The sequence below is a fragment of the Novosphingobium sp. Chol11 genome (assembly GCF_900218065.1).
GTDB classification, from domain to species: Bacteria; Pseudomonadota; Alphaproteobacteria; order Sphingomonadales; family Sphingomonadaceae; genus Sphingobium; species Sphingobium agri.
In genome coordinates, this window is sequence record NZ_OBMU01000002.1 from 354,459 (window position 1) to 369,984 (window position 15,526).

18 protein-coding genes are annotated in these 15,526 nt (G+C 62.5%); 8 read left to right on the forward strand and 10 right to left on the reverse strand.

What is annotated here, in order from left to right:
• Positions 1–11: 11 nt before the first annotated feature.
• Positions 12–377, reverse strand: a complete 366-nt coding sequence (locus NCHOL11_RS18090; RefSeq protein ID WP_141397876.1) for a hypothetical protein — start codon at positions 375–377, stop codon at positions 12–14.
• A gap of 209 nt (positions 378–586) precedes the next feature.
• Here NCHOL11_RS18090 and NCHOL11_RS14220 point away from each other — a divergent pair, with 209 nt between their 5' ends.
• Positions 587–1,276 carry a S8 family peptidase gene (locus NCHOL11_RS14220; RefSeq protein WP_217991092.1) on the forward strand — a complete coding sequence of 230 codons (690 nt, stop codon included), beginning with the start codon at positions 587–589 and terminating at the stop codon, positions 1,274–1,276.
• Between the two features lie 224 nt (positions 1,277–1,500).
• Positions 1,501–2,061 (forward strand): CC0125/CC1285 family lipoprotein, encoded by a 561-nt coding sequence (locus tag NCHOL11_RS14225; RefSeq protein ID WP_236575222.1) that lies wholly within the window; start codon positions 1,501–1,503, stop codon positions 2,059–2,061.
• Positions 2,062–2,171: 110 nt separating this feature from the next.
• Here the strand turns inward: NCHOL11_RS14225 and NCHOL11_RS14230 are convergent, their stop codons facing one another.
• Positions 2,172–2,441 carry a hypothetical protein gene (locus NCHOL11_RS14230; RefSeq protein ID WP_255254848.1) on the reverse strand — a complete coding sequence of 90 codons (270 nt, stop codon included), beginning with the start codon at positions 2,439–2,441 and terminating at the stop codon, positions 2,172–2,174.
• A gap of 97 nt (positions 2,442–2,538) precedes the next feature.
• Entirely contained in the window at positions 2,539–3,843 is a 1,305-nt protein-coding gene (gene pncB / locus NCHOL11_RS14235; protein ID WP_097093212.1) for a nicotinate phosphoribosyltransferase, read from the reverse strand.
• 112 nt (positions 3,844–3,955) lie between these two features.
• On the opposite strand from pncB, the gene NCHOL11_RS14240 reads away from it, so the two are divergent.
• From NCHOL11_RS14240 to NCHOL11_RS14250, 3 genes are all read left to right on the forward strand, one after another.
• Entirely contained in the window at positions 3,956–4,594 is a 639-nt protein-coding gene (locus NCHOL11_RS14240) for a TetR/AcrR family transcriptional regulator (protein ID WP_097093213.1), read from the forward strand.
• A 77-nt stretch (positions 4,595–4,671) separates the two neighbouring features.
• Complete coding sequence (locus NCHOL11_RS14245; RefSeq protein ID WP_176502292.1) at positions 4,672–5,796, forward strand: Gfo/Idh/MocA family protein; 1,125 nt, start codon at positions 4,672–4,674, stop codon at positions 5,794–5,796.
• Complete coding sequence (locus tag NCHOL11_RS14250) at positions 5,793–6,701, forward strand: hypothetical protein (protein WP_097093215.1); 909 nt, start codon at positions 5,793–5,795, stop codon at positions 6,699–6,701. The genes NCHOL11_RS14245 and NCHOL11_RS14250 overlap by 4 nt, the downstream gene beginning before the upstream one ends.
• A gap of 118 nt (positions 6,702–6,819) precedes the next feature.
• Here NCHOL11_RS14250 and hsh3 read toward each other — a convergent pair whose 3' ends face one another.
• From hsh3 to NCHOL11_RS14265, 3 genes are read right to left on the reverse strand one after another with little or no spacing between them, the layout of a single operon-like run.
• Entirely contained in the window at positions 6,820–7,539 is a 720-nt protein-coding gene (hsh3, locus tag NCHOL11_RS14255; protein WP_097093216.1) for a 7-beta-hydroxysteroid dehydratase Hsh3, read from the reverse strand.
• Positions 7,540–7,565: 26 nt separating this feature from the next.
• A complete protein-coding gene (locus NCHOL11_RS14260) occupies positions 7,566–8,327 on the reverse strand; it encodes an SDR family NAD(P)-dependent oxidoreductase (RefSeq protein ID WP_097093335.1) in 762 nt (253 codons plus the stop codon).
• 59 nt (positions 8,328–8,386) lie between these two features.
• Entirely contained in the window at positions 8,387–9,151 is a 765-nt protein-coding gene (locus NCHOL11_RS14265; protein ID WP_097093217.1) for an SDR family oxidoreductase, read from the reverse strand.
• Positions 9,152–9,254: 103 nt separating this feature from the next.
• On the opposite strand from NCHOL11_RS14265, the gene NCHOL11_RS14270 reads away from it, so the two are divergent.
• Positions 9,255–10,142, forward strand: a complete 888-nt coding sequence (locus NCHOL11_RS14270) for a helix-turn-helix transcriptional regulator (RefSeq protein ID WP_141397877.1) — start codon at positions 9,255–9,257, stop codon at positions 10,140–10,142.
• A 41-nt stretch (positions 10,143–10,183) separates the two neighbouring features.
• Here the strand turns inward: NCHOL11_RS14270 and NCHOL11_RS14275 are convergent, their stop codons facing one another.
• The 3 genes from NCHOL11_RS14275 to NCHOL11_RS14285 are packed head-to-tail and all read right to left on the reverse strand — an operon-like array spanning position 10,184 to position 13,090.
• On the reverse strand, positions 10,184–11,125 hold the full coding sequence (locus NCHOL11_RS14275) for a haloalkane dehalogenase (protein WP_097093219.1): 942 nt from the start codon (positions 11,123–11,125) through the stop codon (positions 10,184–10,186).
• Between the two features lie 2 nt (positions 11,126–11,127).
• A complete protein-coding gene (locus NCHOL11_RS14280) occupies positions 11,128–12,303 on the reverse strand; it encodes a sulfotransferase family protein (RefSeq protein WP_097093220.1) in 1,176 nt (391 codons plus the stop codon).
• 40 nt (positions 12,304–12,343) lie between these two features.
• Complete coding sequence (locus NCHOL11_RS14285; RefSeq protein ID WP_097093221.1) at positions 12,344–13,090, reverse strand: SDR family NAD(P)-dependent oxidoreductase; 747 nt, start codon at positions 13,088–13,090, stop codon at positions 12,344–12,346.
• 141 nt (positions 13,091–13,231) lie between these two features.
• Between NCHOL11_RS14285 and NCHOL11_RS14290 the strand changes: the two genes are divergently transcribed.
• Positions 13,232–13,690 (forward strand): nuclear transport factor 2 family protein, encoded by a 459-nt coding sequence (locus tag NCHOL11_RS14290; RefSeq protein WP_097093222.1) that lies wholly within the window; start codon positions 13,232–13,234, stop codon positions 13,688–13,690.
• A 139-nt stretch (positions 13,691–13,829) separates the two neighbouring features.
• Positions 13,830–14,498 carry a TetR/AcrR family transcriptional regulator gene (locus NCHOL11_RS14295; RefSeq protein ID WP_176502293.1) on the forward strand — a complete coding sequence of 223 codons (669 nt, stop codon included), beginning with the start codon at positions 13,830–13,832 and terminating at the stop codon, positions 14,496–14,498.
• A 17-nt stretch (positions 14,499–14,515) separates the two neighbouring features.
• On the opposite strand, the gene NCHOL11_RS14300 is transcribed toward NCHOL11_RS14295, so the two are convergent.
• Entirely contained in the window at positions 14,516–15,517 is a 1,002-nt protein-coding gene (locus NCHOL11_RS14300; RefSeq protein WP_097093224.1) for a cyclase family protein, read from the reverse strand.
• Between the last annotated feature and the right edge of the window lie 9 nt (positions 15,518–15,526).

Here is a 15,526-nt window from a genome sequence, read left to right on the forward strand (position 1 = left end):
CGTTCTGGCTGTCAGCCGCGTTCTCCAGCACGAGATACCGCCGAGCCGCTAGTGCTGCTGTCTGATCCCGTCGTGCCATATTGGTCGCCGCTCATCGAGCCACTGCCGGTCGTTCCGGTGCTGCTTTCAGCCTGGCCTGAACCGTAGGTGCCGCTGGTGCCGCTCGTCGAGCCGGTCGAGCTGCCGCTACCCATTGTCCCGGTCGATCCCGACGAGGTCGTGCCGCTGGTGCCGCCGCTCATCGTGCCTGAAGTTCCGGATTGCGCCGTACCGCTGCCGCTGCCACTCCCGCTAGTGGTGCCTGCATTCTGCGCCAACGCAATTCCGCCTGCGGTCAGAGCGCCGAGCGCGCCGACTATTGCAAGTCTTTTCAACATATCATAGATTCCCTCTACTTGGGTGGGGCCGGGGAAACGAGGTGGTTACACTGTCGTTCCGCGCATGAATATTTGTTCTAACTTGAGTTACGCGTTTAATTGTTACGCTTACGTTTGGGTTGGGGGGCTTCTTGACATTCCGGACATTGCTGCTCGTCGCAGCGTACGTTTGCGGGTCCGCGGCGACGCTGCCGGTTGAACGGCCGACTGTGGCGATCATCGATAGCGGTGTTGCGATGACCGCCGAACTCGCGCCGCTGCTCGTCGCGGAATATGACGTGGCGGCGCGCCCGGCGAGAGCGCCATTTCATCCGCGTTATGATCATGGCACGATGGTCGCGACGATCCTCGCACGCGCCGCTGGGCGCGATGTCGGGATCATATCCATTCGCATCGATGATCCTGAAGGATGCCCGGCGAATGTCAGCCCGCCTTGCCAGAATGATCCTGCGCCGGTCGCGACCGCAATCCGGAAGGCCACGGCGCTGAGGGTCGACGCCATCAACATCTCGCTCGCGCTGGGCCAGGATGACGGCATTACGGCAGCGGTGCGGGAGGCCGGAGCGAAGGGGATCAAGGTCGTGCTGGCTGCGGGCAATGAGGGATGGGATCATCCCGGCAATCTCGCCCCTGCGCGTGAGGCTTTTCCCGCTGCCGTGCTGGTTGGGGCGTTGGACGGCGCGGGCCATCCGTGGAGCGGCACGAACCGGCCGGGACCTACACCGCGCGACTATAATTATGTCTGGCAGCCTGGCGTCAAAGTGCCCACCGCCGCTGCCGATGGAAGCGCGGTGCGTGGCACGGGCACATCCTTCGCCGCGCCGATCGAGACTGCACGATTGTTGCGGACCATCGGGCAGGTTCGGGCTTCCTCCCGGACCGCCAATGGGATTTCCTGAAGCCATATCGGCTTCTTTTGGCCGTTATTGAGGCAAGCTTCGTCTAAATTGACTTGATCAGGAACAAAATGCTTGGGGCGCCGATTATAATCCTGTGAGATGGAATTGAGGCGGCTTGTCGATGTTGTCCTTCATCCCCTTGTTATTCGACAATGATCTGGAGGCCGGTGTTTTGCACCGGTTCGACAAGCCGCATCCTCTCATCTGCAAAAGGAGCACATGAAGTGACCCAAGGAAGAGGATGGACATTGGCGAGCGCCTGCATGCTCGCACTCACCGCATGTACGACGGCGACTCCCTATCAGCCTTTGGCGGAACGTGGATCGGTGACCGGCGGCTTTTCCGATGAACAGGTGGAAGCGAACCGGTTCAGGGTCACATTTTCCGGCAACAGCATGACTTCGCGCGACACGGTCGAGCGCTATCTGCTGTACCGGGCCGCCGAATTGACGCGGCAACAGGGATATGACTGGTTCGTCATGGCCGACCGGGCGACGGAACGGCGCAGCAGGACCTATGTGGACCGGCCGTTCAGTTCGGGCATGTACGGCTATTGGGGCCCGTCCTGGCGCTATTACGGCCGCGGGTTCGGATGGCGGACCTGGGACCCATTCTGGGGCGATCCTTTCTGGGACAACAGCATCGATGTACGCACCGTGGATCGTTATGAGGCGACGGCCGAGATCGTGATGGGCCGTGGGCGCAAGCCAATGAATGACGTCCGCGCATTCGATGCCAGTGAGGTTCTACGAAATCTCGGACCCAATATAATGCGCCCTACGTGACCAAGCTTCCCGGGTGATGGCCGCAGGGGGCGCGGCGGGATGATGAATATGGTTGAGCCTTGGACCCACCGACGGTCCAAGGCTCGACTCCGTGTATGTGGCCGCAGGCGTCAGCGGCCAGAGCCGCTTTGTCCGGGCGCGGACGTGCCGGCAGATCCCCTGGCACTGGTTGGGGCATCGGTGCCGGAGACGGCGCCCCGCGTGCTTGTCTCGCCATCGGTCATGGCGCTCCCAGCGCCTTCGCCTGGAATGCCGTCAGGGACTGTCCCAACCGTGGTGTTGCTGGGCGCGAAAGTGGAGTCGCCGGAATCGGCCTGGTCCGACGGAGCGCAGGCCGCGGCGCCCATGGCGATGATCATGATGGGAAGGGATTTGGGCACTTCATCTCTCCTGTTCTGGCATGGCAAGCAACCGGCCATGGGCGCGGCTGTTCCGGGGAACAGGCTTTGGACAATAGTGGGTTAATGCCATCGGCGTTCAGACGGTGACGGGTGCCTGTCTCCTGCCGGTGTCGCCGAAGATACGGAGATAGCGCGCGATTTCCGCCGCGTTGCCCGTCGCTTTTTCAGGATTGTCGGATAGTTTGACGGCGGGCCTTCCATTTGCCTCCACCACTTTGCAGACGAGCGAGATCGGGTCGAGTCCGTCGCCTGGAAATGGCGCGCACTGCCGGAAGTCGTTGGTGAGGTTGGTGCCCCAGCCAAAGCTCATCCGCACCTGACCTTCGAAATGCCGATAGGTCTGTTCGATCGCATCGACATCCATGCCATCGGAAAAGATCAGCAGCTTGGTGCGAGGGTCGCGCCCCTTGTCGCGCCACCAGCGGATGACCTGCTCCCCGCCCTCGATCGGGGGCATGCTGTCGGGGCGGAAGCCGGTCCAGTCCGCGACCCAGTCCGGCGCGTCGCGCAGAAAGGCAGCGGTGCCGAATGCATCGGGCAGCACGATCAGCAGGTTGCCGCCATAAAGGGCCCGCCAATCCTGAAGGACGCGATAGGGGGCCGCTGCCAATGCTTCATCACTGTCCGCCAGGGCTCCCAGCACCATCGGCAGTTCGTGCGCGTTGGTTCCGATTGCCTCAAGGTCGGCGTCCATCGCCAGTAGCACATTGGACGACCCGATGAAGCGATGCCCGAGGCCTTCCTTCAAGGCTTCCACGCACCAGCGCTGCCACAGGAAGCCGTGGCGCCGCCGGGTGCCGAAGTCCGATATGACGAGGTCGGGCAGACGGCTCAGCCTTTCCACCTTTTCCCATAGTTTGGCCTTGGCGCGGGCATAGAGCACGTCCAGGGCAAAGCGCCCGCGATCCTTCATCGCCGCGCGGGAACGCAGTTCGTTGATGATGGTGAGCGCGGGAATTTCCCACATGGTCGCATGCGTCCATGGACCGGTGAAGCGCAGCTGATATTCGCCGTCCGCCCTGCTCAGTTCATAGTCGGGCAGGCGGAAGTCGGCGAGCCATGCGATGAAGTCCGGGCTGAACATCTGCGTCTTGCCATAGAAGCTGTTGCCTGCGAGCCAGATCAGTTCCTTTTTCGCGAAACACAGCGATCGGGCATGGTTGAGCTGCGCGCGGAGTTCGCCTTCGTCGATGCTGTCGGCAAGCCTGACCGAGCGGCTGCGGTTGATGAGCTGGAAGGTGACTTCGACGTCCGGATAAAGACGCCAGATCATCTGGAGCATCAGCAGCTTGTAGAAGTCGGTGTCGAGCAGGCTGCGGACGATGGGATCCAGCCGCCAATTATGATTATAGGTGCGGGTCGCTATGTCCGTGAAAACCATGGGCCATCCTGTCGGGGGTCAACGGCCAAGGCGGTTCCGGGGATCCATTTTCTTGTGCCCATCGGCAATGTGCCGCATCATTGATCCGTGCTTGGAGGAGTGAAGTGGCAGGATGACAATTTTGGCCAAGGACATGGCGGAAAAGCCCGCTAGCGGTCGTGCGGCCTATCTGGAGCGGCGGCGAGCGGCGACGCGCGACGGGATCGTCCGGGCCGCACGGCAGGTGTTTGCCGAAGCGAGCTATGTCGATGCGAAGATCGACCACATATTGGGTGCGGCTGGAGTCAGCCGGGCCACTTTCTATTCGCATTTTGAATCGAAGCTGGAGCTTGCCAGCGCCATCTATGAGGAGACGGTGCCGCAGACGCGAGCCTTGTTCGAACGGCTGCCGCTGCTGGCGGGGCAGGATCGGTCAGCGGTCAGGGAGTGGTTGGCGGACTTTGTCGGTATCCATCTGGAACATCGCTATGTGACGCCGCTGATCGCGCAGTTGCAATTGTTCGAAACTGGCTTTCGAGCCCGAATATTGGCGGATACCGAGGTGCTGATCGACCTGGTGGCGGGATCAGGCGTCGATGCCTTTGCCAAGGCAGGCACAGACGATCGGCAGCGCATCAGGGTGCGGCTGTTGTTCAATCAGATTGCCCATGTGTGCGCGGAGGTGGCCCGGGGCGAGTTTGGCGTGCAATCCGGCATCTGCCTGGATTTGATGGCAGAGGGTATTGTCCGGTTCGTGAAACCGGCTGTCTGACGGGCCGCGAAAGCCGGTGGACTTGAAACCAGACTGAGAGTATGGTTTCAAAAATTACAGGAGTAGGAGAGGCGCCGGTGGTGATCCGGGTAGGCATGGTGGGTGCGAGCCCCGATTATGGCTGGGGTTCTGGCGTCCACCGCCGGGTGATCGAACGGTTGCCTGGCTTCACGCTGCAAGGCGTATGCACGACGCGGGAGGAAAGCGCCCGGGAGGCCGCCGCCAGGTTCGGAGCGCCGCTGTGGTTCACTGATGCCGAAGAGTTGGCGCAACATCCCGAGATTGATCTCGTCGCGATTTGCGTGAAGGTGCCGCATCATCATGCGATTGCCAGGGCAGCGCTGAACGCAGGCAAGCATATCTATTGCGAATGGCCGCTGGCGATCAGCGTGGAGCAAGCGGAGGAACTGGCGGCACTGGCGCGGCGGCGGGGCGTCAAGGCGATGATCGGCCTCCATCTGCGCGGATCGCCAGTGATGACCCATGCGGCCAACTTGGTCGCGGAAGGCTATGTGGGCAGGCTCTACAGCGTGACGCTGCACGCGCGGATATTCGGTCCGGTGATGCGGGCGATGGCGATGCGGGCAGGCGGCACGACGCTCCTGTCCATCTATGGCGGACATTTGATCGACGCCATGGACCATCATTTCGGCGCGATCGAGGATGTCGATGTGCGCGGGGCGATCCATTTGCCGCCGGTCGATGAAAATGGTGCGCCGATTGATCGGGATGCCGACGATCATTTGCTGTTCGAGGGCAGGCTGCGGGGCGGCGCGCTGTTCCAGATGAACCTTGCAGGCGTGTCGATGAGCGGCATGGGTTGCGCGTGGCGCATCGAGGGCAGCGAAGGGTCATTGCTGTTATCGACGCGCGACCCAAGCCTTCCCGCGATAGAATCCTTGGTGCTGCATGGCGTACGAGGGGGTGGCGCGATGGAGCCAATCACCATCCCCTCCGCCCTGGAATGCGCGGCGATACCTGCTGAACCAGACCGCTACAGCGCCTATCCGGGCAGCTTCGCATCTCGCGAGGCGCTGTCATCCATCGGCAATCTCTACACGCGTCTCAGCGAAGCCATAATGAACGACGCAGCGGTTGAGCCAGATTTCAGTCGGGCCGCCGCCATCCAGAACCTGCTTGCCCGTCTGGACGGCGCAAGCTCCCCCCGTGCATGTGCACAAGCTGCCGGAGTTACGCCATGAAAGCTGAATTGGAAATCGCCGATACCGCGCAGGCCGACAATGCCGAAGAGGTCACGTCGGGTAGCCCGATCTTCTACCTGAACGGCCGCCGCAAGGTGCGGACGGAAAGCAGTGTTCTGGTCAGCTCTTCGCGATGGCTGAACGATGCGCGGGTGCGCGAGTGGATCTCGACCGAAAATCTGCGGCGCAACGGTCATGACTATCCGCTGCTCTATGGTCTCCCGACGCTGATGCAGGCGGTCGATGAGGTGCGTGATGTCGAAGAGGCCGAAAGGCTGGTGGCGGAGGAACGCCGCCGTAACCCGGCATTCGATCAGTGGCTGAACGAAGCTTTTGTGTCGACCTACAGCAAGGATGATCTGAAGGAATATCCGGAGGGTTCGGTCGGCCGCCAATTGTTCGAATATATGGATGAGTTCGACCTTTCGCCTGAACTCAACTCCCGCATCTTGGACAACCCGGACTGGAAGCCAGCGAATACGCTCGACTATTGGAACCTGCGCATGGGGCAGACCCATGATGCCTATCATATATTAGGCGAAGTAGGATTTGGATCAGTCGCCGAATATTTCATCACCGGCGTGGTCACGGGCAATGTGTTCCGGCATCTGGGCGCGGAGTTGGCGGGCGCTCTGATGACGGTCAACACGTTGATCATGTTCCCTTGGATGACGCGGACGATGCTGCATTATCCGGGGGCGTGGCCGGATCTGTGGCGGAACCTGTCCTATGGCTATGAGGTGGGGCAGCAGTCGGACGCGCTGTTCACCGCGAAGTTCGAGGAGATCATGCACCTTTCACCCGCCGAGGCGCGGGCGGCGCTGGGCTGGCGCGGGCACCGTGAGGGCGTCGATAGTAGGCAGGCGTCGATGATCTTTGGCGAGGGGCGGGAGATTATTCCCTGAAGTTATGGCGCGGGTTCTTGAAACGAAGAAGAGGACTTCGACAAGCTCAGTCCGAGCGGTGCTTGTATGTTCCGGACAGAACAGAATGGGAGGAGGCGCTTAGCCCCCTCCCGATATCTTACTTCCCGTCGAGATGGGCGAAGTCGAACTGGCTCGTCGGAATGATGTCGATGCGCGAAAAGTCGATGAAGCCCGCGCAGCTGTCCGCCATATCCTTTGTATTGCGGGCGAATTTCTCATCATCGCCGACTGCGTCGAAGAAGGCGGGAGAGTTGGTCATCGCTTCTGGCGTGAAGCATTCCTCGACAAAGGCATCATAGTCGGGTGCATTGGGCGTCAGCGCGCGAACGATGATATTCTGGACATATTCGAAATTCGCCTGCGTATCGATGGCGACGCGGGTGTGGTGCCGGTGCCAGTGCGCGACGGCATCGTCCCAGCTCATGTCCGAGCGGAAGGAGATGAAGCTCGCCTGCGACCAGCCCCAGGTGCGTGACCCGGCCTGCGGCGCATGATCCCGGTTGGGAATGATGGTGGATTCAGCAACGACCCACAGTTCGAAGCGGCTGCTATATTCGGCCAGGATGTCGTCAATGGGTCCGCGGAAATGGGCATTGGCGGTGGGTAGCCAGAATTGCACCACCGCATCCTGCTGCGGCTGCTGCCATGTTTGCAGGAGCGGCGCGGCTGGTTCCACGGTCGCGTCGCGCAGGTTCAGGCGGATCGCAGTTGCGCCCGCATCCTTGAGCGCGTCGGGAAGCGCGGCTTTCAACTGTTCGGCATAGTCGGCGCGCGTGACGCCCTCGGGCGCCCAAAGAGCGCAGATCAGCTTTTCCATTCAGATCTCTCCATCAATCTTTCAGGTCAGTCGAAATTGGCCTGTCCACCGTCAAGCGGGATGGTGGCGCCCGTCAGATAGGACAGGTCCGATCCGCACAGGGCGACAATGGCGCGGCCGATATCTTCCTCCAGCCGGCCGATGCGGTCGAGCGGAATGGTGCGGAAGAAGGCCTTTGCCTCCTCGGGATTATTCTCGATCCACCATTTGAGGCCCGGCGATTCGGCGTGCGGAGCGATGGTGAGGACGCGGATATTCTGCCGTCCCCATTCCGCCGCGCCCGCGCGGGTGAGGACACGGGTCGCCTGCTTCACAGCGCCATAGCAGCCATAGCCGGTCATGTCCCAGCGGATGCCAGCGGAAGAAGCGAAGTTGAAGATGGTGCCGCCGCCGCGCGCCGCCATATGGGGACGCACCAGCTTCATCAGGCGGAACGAGGCGAGGGGGCCGGATTCAAACCCTGCCAGGAAAGCCTCGTCCGTCACTTCATCGAGCAGGCCAAGCGGCACTTCCTGCGCATTGTTGATCAGGATATCGACGCCGCCAAGATCGTTGACCGCCCGGTCGACGGCAGCGGCAAGATCGTCCGCCGCCTTTACATTACAGGCGACGGCGATGGCGCGAACGCCATGGCCTTCGGCAAGGCGAGCGGTTTCCTCAACCTTTTCGAGCGTCCGCCCTGCCAGCAGCAGATTCACGCCTTCAGCCGCAAGGGCTGTGGCGATGCCCTGCCCGATGCCCTGTCCCGCCCCGGTGATCAGGGCAACCTTGCCTTTGAGAGCCGACATCGCTCTATCCTTTCCCTTCATTTTGTTTCTGTGGCCTGCGCGTTGCCGCGCCTTGGATGTCAGACCTGGCGCGGCCGCAAGATCGCGTCGCTGCCGCCGTCGATGAAGATCAACTGACCCAGCAGATAATTATTTTCCATGTTGAGCAGGAAGTCGAGCAGTTCGGCGATCTGTTCCGGCCCGGCATATTCGTTGACGGCGATCGGATTGCTCTGGTTGATGAGCTTTACCATGTCCGGCTGGCTGAGCAGCGGTGTCGTCATCGGCGTTTTCACCACGCCAGGCCCGATGCCATTCAGCAAAATGCCTGCGCCGCCCCATTCGGGCTGCACCGCGGCGCGGCGGACCCATTGGGATAGTGCGTTTTTCGACGTGGAGTAGGCGTTGCCCCCATCATTCGCCATGGCTTCGCGCGCGGCCTCTTCCTTGCCCGCGAGGCAGAGTTCGACCACCTGGGCGTTGGACGGCAATATGGCTGCGGTGGAGCAGATGGCGACGGCGCGCGGACGGGCGGACTTCGCGAGCAGGGGCCGCAGTCCTTCCAGCGTGGCGACCGCGCCGAAATAGTTGATGCCGATGGTCTCCCGCTCCATCCCCTGAGCCGAGATGCCTGCCCCTGCCAATACCGCGTCGATGCCATCGGGGGCCAGGCGCGTGACCTGATCGACCATGCCGGTACGGCCTTCCACCGTTCCCAGATCAGCATCGATGTCGGAATTGCGCAGGTCGACGCCGATGACGCGGTGACCACTACGTTCCAGCCGGTCGCGGGTAGCGGCGCCGATTCCAGATGCGGCGCCCGTCACCACTATGGTTCTGCTCATGAAAACACTCTCCGTCTTTTGCTTTGTTGCGTTGTAGATGGCAGTTTTTTCTGCGCATAGCCAGTGCTTGTTCTCTTGCGTGCATGAGATTATCGTTGTGCATATGACGCAGCAGGTTCTGATCGGCCCCAAGGCTCCGTTGGGCAGCGCGGCTTCGCCGTGGACGGTGCTGGCCGTCGTGACGAGCAGCGCCGCGCGCGTCGAACTGCGCCGCTATGAACTGCCCCGGCCCAACGAGATGTGGGAACTGGACGAAGCGCCGATCCTGTCGATCGTCATGCCCCGCGCCGAAGGCACGCAGGGCGAGATCATGTTCGATCTGGGAGACCGGCGGCGTCACAAGGTCGGCCGGCTGATGCTGCGGCCCGGCGGCATAGCGATGCATTCGCGCGGCGATGGGGGCACGCTCGACATATTGACCTGCCGTTTCGATCCGGTGCGCTTCGCAGCGGTGACAGGCCTGTCCGATTGGGATTCGCGGCGGCTCAGCCGATGCGCGTCGATCAGTTCACCGGTGCTGATGGCGCTGGCGGAGCGGCTGAAGCAGGAAACGGTGACGCCGGGTTTCGGCGCGGAGATGGCGGTCGAGGCGCTCGTGCAGCTGGCGATGGTGGAGTTGGCGCGGTTGTTCCGGCGGCCGCGGCAGGCTGACTCCGCGCAGGGTGGACTTGCGCCATGGCAGCTTGCCCGGATCGAGGAAGCGTTGCGGTCCAGTGATGGAGAATGGCCGACGACGCAGGCGCTTGCGAGCCTGTGTGGGATCAGCCGGTCGCACCTGTCGCGATCCTTTGCCGCGACGGCGGGCCTGGCGCTGTCCGACCATGCAGCCGCGATCCGGATGGAGCGGGCGCAGGACATGATCCGGGGCGGCGTGCTGCCGATGAACCGGATCGCGGAGACGCTGGGCTTTGCGACGGCGAGTGCGTTCAGCGCCGCGTTCCGGCGCGCGACCGGACTAACCCCGCGCGCGTTCAGGCAGGAGTTTCACTAAGGCCGTTGCGCGCCCTTCGACAAGCTCAGGACGAACGGGATCTAGTTGTTGGCGCGTAGAAAGCTGATCAGCACTTTTGCGAGTGCTGCGCCCTGGTCTTCCTGGACGAAGTGGCCGCCATTGGGGATGCGCGTGTGCGGCTGCCCTTTGGTCCCAGGGATGCGGCGTTGGAAAACCTCTTCCCAGGCAATGGTGGCCGGGTCCTGATCGCTGAAGGCGGTGAGGAAAGGCTTGTCCCAGCTTTCGAGGAAGCGCCAGGCAGCGCGGTTTGCTTCCAGCCCTTCCGCACCTTCGGCGATCGGGATGCCGCAGGTGATCTGGAGCATGCCCTTCTTGTAAGAAGCGTCGGGGAAGGGCGCGGCGTAAGCGGCGAGCACGTCTGCCGGAACATCCGTTGCGCAGGCGCGTCCGACGAGCAGGTCGAGCGGCAGGTCTTCACTGGTGCGGCAGGTTTCGACCCAGGCGGCGATTTGCTCGCCGGGCCAGTTGGCAACGCCCAGCGGCGGCGGGTCGCAATTTTGCAGCAGCGTGTTCGTGGCGAGGACGGCTTTGAAGCGCTCCGGACATTCCGAAAGGACGCGCAGGCCGATGGGGCCGCCCCAATCCTGGCAGACGAGGGTGATGCCGCGCAGGTCGAGCGCCTCGACAAAGGCGCGCATCCATTGCACGAAGCGGTCGAAGCCATAGTCGGTGCGAGAGGCGGGCTTGTCGGACTTGCCGAAGCCGATCATGTCGGGCGCGATGACGCGATAGCCCGCCGCCGCTACCGGGCCGATCATGTGCCGGTAGAGATAGCTCCAGGTCGGATTGCCGTGCAACATGAGGACGATGGGAGCATCGCGGTTCCCTTCGTCCACATAATGCATGCGGAGGGGCCCAAGCCGCTCATCCGCCACCTCCACATAATGGGGAGCGAAGCCATAGCTCGGCAGTGCGTCGAAGCAGGCTTCGGGTGTGCGCAATATGCCGGGCCGGACTTCCATGGTCAGAGGATGTAGCGTTCGCGATAGGTGGCGAATTCGCGCTTGATCGCCTCTTCGTCCAACCCGAAGCGTTCGAGCGAATAGTCGTGCATCGGCCGCTGCTCGCGCTTGTTACCCGCGAGGAATTCGGCAAGCACTTCTTCCAGCTGCGCATCGACGGGGATGCCCATGCGGGAAAGGACGCGTTCGGCCTGCGCCATCGGTTCCTTGCCGACTTCGCGATAGTCGATGTCGATGAAGCGGTCTTCGCCGATCCGTTCACGCGCTGCTTCGAACAGGCGCATCCATTCGACAAGGCGCGGGAACCAGAAGGCACCGACTTCTTCGTCAGTAAGAGTGGCGCTGAGTTTGTACAGCGCCGCCTGCATGGAGACGTAGGAGGGCACGGTCTGCAACGGGTCGCGGTGCGTCATGATGAGCAGCGCGTCCGGGAAAGCCTTTGCCGCGACTTCCGCATAAGGGAGGTTGGAGGGGCTCTTCAAAATCCACTTGCGGCCCTTGCGCGAAGGGTCCTGCCACTGAAGATATTTGAGGATGGTCTTGAGGTCCTCATGCCCTTTGGACTGGTCATATGTGTTCAGCCAGCGGCTGAAGCTTGGCACATAATTCATGCCCTCAATCATGGTGCTGACGAACATCTGGCCAAGAACCAGGATTTCTTCATCCGGCGCGTCCGGTTCGAGCGGGTGGATGGACGCGAGTTCAGGCGAAAGCTGGAGCCAGCCATCGATCATCGCCTGCGCATAGGCACGGCGCTCGACCGGATTGCCGCGCTCTTCACCGGGGAAGGGTGCGAAATTCTGCGCCTCGTACCAGCGCAGGCCGGTCATGCCGGGCGCGCTGGCAAGCAGGCGCTGGAAGATGGTGCTGCCCGTGCGCGGCAGGCCCAGGATGATGCCCGCGACATCGACCTTTTCGTCGAGGATTTCCGGGTGGCGCTTGATGTCCTCCACCATGCGCAGGCGACTGACCAGGCCCTTGACGATGACCTCGGTCGTCGAAGCGCGCCCGGCAGGGGTCAGGCGCCCTTCGCGGTTCGATGCTTCGATATAGCGGTCCATCGGTTCGAAGAACCACTCGTCCCCGAAATCGGAGAGCCCTGCCCGCTCGCGCGCCTGTTGCAGCAGCGCCTCCCGTTCGAGGGGCTGGGTCTGGATCTGGTCGGGCTGGGTCGCCATGGTCGTCACTCTTCTTCAAAAGCTTAAAGGTTGGGGTAGGTCAGCCTGCGGTCTGGCCGCCGTCGACGGGGAAGGCCACGCCGGTGATGCGCTTGGCCTCCGCCGATGCAAGGAATGCGACGGTGTCGGCAATGTCGTCGGTGGTCGCCATCGCGCCGCTGTCGAGCCAGGAGGCCGAACGCATGACCATCTGCCAGTCGATATTGTCCGGCGGCGTCTGATGCAGCATCGGCGTGTCCACGCCGCCCGGGCAAACGGCGTTGACGCGCACGCCTTCCTTCGAAAACTCCAGCGCCAGCGCGCGGGTCAAGCCGACCACGCCATGCTTGGATGCGGTGTAGGCCGAATTATAGGGCACGCCGACAAGACCGGCGGCGGAAGCCATGTTGACGATATTGCCGCGCCGCGCGACCAGATGAGGCATGGCCGCACGGCACATCTGGTAGACGCCCGTCAGGTTCACCGAGATAACCCGATCCCAACGGGTGCGATCGACATCTTCGAAGCGGCCGAAGTCCAGCACGCCAGCGATGTTGCAGAGGATGTCGAGCCCGCCATGAAGCCTGACAGCGCGATCGATTATGGCTTTGCAGGATGCTTCATCCGCGACGTCGAGCGCCAATGCGGTGGCCGCCGGTCCAATGGCCTGCGCGGCGTCCTCGACACCCTGCGCATTGCGATCACCGATGACGACTTTTGCGCCGTCTGCCGCGAGCCGCCTTGCCACCGCCAAGCCGATCCCGGACGCTGCGCCGGTCACAACCGCGATCTTGCCATCCAGACGCATGTACCTCTCCTCATCTTTTAATTTGTTGATCGATGCTTGCGTCAATTTGCTACGCAATTCAAGGCTCATGCACGGAAAAACTTGACAAGCGCGAACCTCGCAGGCCTCATCTGGTTCATAAAATCAGAAGGAGGATGTCTGATGCTTTCGCTCCAGGAAATTTCGGACCGGCTTGAAATTCAGGATCTTCTGTCCCGCTACAGCTATGCCATCGATGAGCGGAACTGGGACGGACTGGACGAAGTCTTCACGCCTGACGCGGTGATCGATTATAGCGAGACGGGCGGGGCAAAGGGCAGCGTTGCGCAGATCAAGGCATGGTTGCCGGTTGCCATGGAGCGGTTCCCCCTGTTCCAGCATATGGTCGCGACGACGAAACTGGAACTGGACGGCGACACAGCCCGCAGCCGGACCATGCTGTTCAACCCGATGGTCTACAAGGGTGACGATGGCAAGGAGCAGGTGTTCTTCATCGGCCTCTGGTATCGCGACAAGCTGGTGCGGACCGGCGAGGGCTGGCGGATTGCCGAGCGGTACGAGGAAATGGGCTACGCCCATAATGTGCCCGAGATGCCGCCGATCCCGCCCGTCCCGGCTTGACGGTCTCGCGCCTGCTGGCGGGCTCCGCCGCCCGCGCTGCCTCTATCTGCTCCGGCCAAAATGTCCTATAGCTGGCGTCAGCTGCACGGCATTCGTGCAGCGTCATGGTGCCAGGCCAAGAGGGGGACGACGCCAGCCGATGATCAGCAGCGAGGCAGAAAAAATCGAAGAGGGGGCGAAGAGGCGGGTCGGCAGGCCCAATGCCCGTGAAGCCGAGCTGAAGCATGAGGCGATGTTGGAGGCGGCGCTGGAGGAGTTTTCCAGCCATGGATTTCATGGTGCGTCCGTGCGATCCATCGCCGAGCGGGCGGGCGTGTCGACGCGCACTGTCTATAACCGTTACACGGACAAGGTCGCGCTGTTCGAAGCCTGTCTGGAGATGTCGGCGATCCGCCATCATGTTCCGACAGATGGGAAAGGCACCCTGCGTGAACAGTTGATGCGATATGCGCTGCACGTCAGCAGCCGCGTCAATGAGGACCGACAGGTACGGTTGGCCCGCATCATTTTCCGGGAATGCATCAGCTTTCCTCAATTGGAGGAAGTGTCCCGCCGACAATTCGAGCGGTTTCAGCTGGAACCGCTGCAGAACATCCTGACGGCGCATGGTTTTGCCAAGACGCAGGCTACCACGCTGGCGGAATTTTATGTCGCCCTGCTGCTGCGGCGGTGGCAGAACCGCATCATCTACAATGAGAAGGCGATGACCCCGGCGCAGATCAGGGCCAATGCCGAAGCCGTGACGAACCTGTTCCTGAATGGCGCCAGCGGCATGTCCAACGAGGATCCGAGCACCCGCAAAGCATGACCGGACCTGCCGGGCCGTCAGACTGTAGCGATCGGCGTCACGGGTGAGCCCACGCTGCCGGGCAGGCGGAGCGGCGGCGCGGTGAGCAGGAAAGCATGGCGGCCCCGTTCTCCAAGCCATTGGGCCAGTTCTTCCAGATACCAGAGTTCACCCAGGAAAATGCCCTGGCGGAACAGGCAGAGGTCATGGACAGGCAGGCGGATCGGCGGCGGTTCGGGCGAGAGAATGAGGTCGAGCGCCTCGATCGCGAGATTGTCCGAGCAGATGGCGGTGATGCCGCTGTCGATGATCCATTGGAGCAGGCTTTCGTCACGCCCGTCGAGCGCGCACCCGGCCATTGCAAGCGGCACATCCTCGCCGCGCGCTTCCCGGTCGAGCAGCATGCGATCGACACCAGTGTAGAGCAGCAGGAAATCGCCTGTGCGCACCTCCACGCGCTGGGCATCCATCGCGCGCAGCAGATCGTCGCGCGTGATCGGTCGGTACTCCGTTCCATAGGCGGCCTTCAGGTTGACCATGACGCCGCGCCCTTGCACCCCGGCTGTCGCCAAGGTCTCTATGCCGAGCGCGCGGGCGCAGGGCGCGCCAGCGGCACCTTTACCACCGCTGACATGATCGCCAGCGCGGAAGCCGTTATAATAGACCAGTTCCGCCACCCCATCTCCGTCCGCGTCGAAGGTGCGGCCCCGATGCGACAACGCGTCCCACTGCGTTGAGTGCTGCGTGTATAGCAGGACCCTGTCGTCGCAGGTGGATTCTTCGCCATTGGGGTCGAGGCGGTTGTACATGTCGCCTTCCTCATCGCAGGCCGCGCTGAGCAGCGGCGGGCGGCGGAAAGGCGTGAGGGGAATGGTGGGCACGTTGAGCGGCAGGCTGAGCGTGAAGGCGATGCCTTCCCGGACCTCCGCCATCGCGGCGCGGCGGCGTTCCGGCGTGATCAGGTTCATCCGGCCGATCTGGTCATCGTCGCCGAAATCGCCCCAATTCGACCCTTCGGGCCGGTTCACCCAGCGCGGCATCTCCACTCT

Bases quoted from the DNA above. Each gene is read 5' to 3' on its own strand.
- NCHOL11_RS18090 (WP_141397876.1), bottom strand. From the start codon at position 377: ATGTTGAAAAGACTTGCAATAGTCGGCGCGCTCGGCGCTCTGACCGCA.
- pncB (WP_097093212.1), bottom strand. From the start codon at position 3,843: ATGGTTTTCACGGACATAGCGACCCGCACCTATAATCATAATTGGCGG.
- NCHOL11_RS14240 (WP_097093213.1), top strand. From the start codon at position 3,956: ATGACAATTTTGGCCAAGGACATGGCGGAAAAGCCCGCTAGCGGTCGT.
- NCHOL11_RS14250 (WP_097093215.1), top strand. From the start codon at position 5,793: ATGAAAGCTGAATTGGAAATCGCCGATACCGCGCAGGCCGACAATGCC.
- hsh3 (WP_097093216.1), bottom strand. From the start codon at position 7,539: ATGGAAAAGCTGATCTGCGCTCTTTGGGCGCCCGAGGGCGTCACGCGC.
- NCHOL11_RS14260 (WP_097093335.1), bottom strand. From the start codon at position 8,327: ATGTCGGCTCTCAAAGGCAAGGTTGCCCTGATCACCGGGGCGGGACAG.
- NCHOL11_RS14265 (WP_097093217.1), bottom strand. From the start codon at position 9,151: ATGAGCAGAACCATAGTGGTGACGGGCGCCGCATCTGGAATCGGCGCC.
- NCHOL11_RS14270 (WP_141397877.1), top strand. From the start codon at position 9,255: ATGACGCAGCAGGTTCTGATCGGCCCCAAGGCTCCGTTGGGCAGCGCG.
- NCHOL11_RS14275 (WP_097093219.1), bottom strand. From the start codon at position 11,125: ATGGAAGTCCGGCCCGGCATATTGCGCACACCCGAAGCCTGCTTCGAC.
- NCHOL11_RS14280 (WP_097093220.1), bottom strand. From the start codon at position 12,303: ATGGCGACCCAGCCCGACCAGATCCAGACCCAGCCCCTCGAACGGGAG.
- NCHOL11_RS14285 (WP_097093221.1), bottom strand. From the start codon at position 13,090: ATGCGTCTGGATGGCAAGATCGCGGTTGTGACCGGCGCAGCGTCCGGG.
- NCHOL11_RS14290 (WP_097093222.1), top strand. From the start codon at position 13,232: ATGCTTTCGCTCCAGGAAATTTCGGACCGGCTTGAAATTCAGGATCTT.
- NCHOL11_RS14295 (WP_176502293.1), top strand. From the start codon at position 13,830: ATGATCAGCAGCGAGGCAGAAAAAATCGAAGAGGGGGCGAAGAGGCGG.
- NCHOL11_RS14300 (WP_097093224.1), bottom strand. From the start codon at position 15,517: ATGCCGCGCTGGGTGAACCGGCCCGAAGGGTCGAATTGGGGCGATTTC.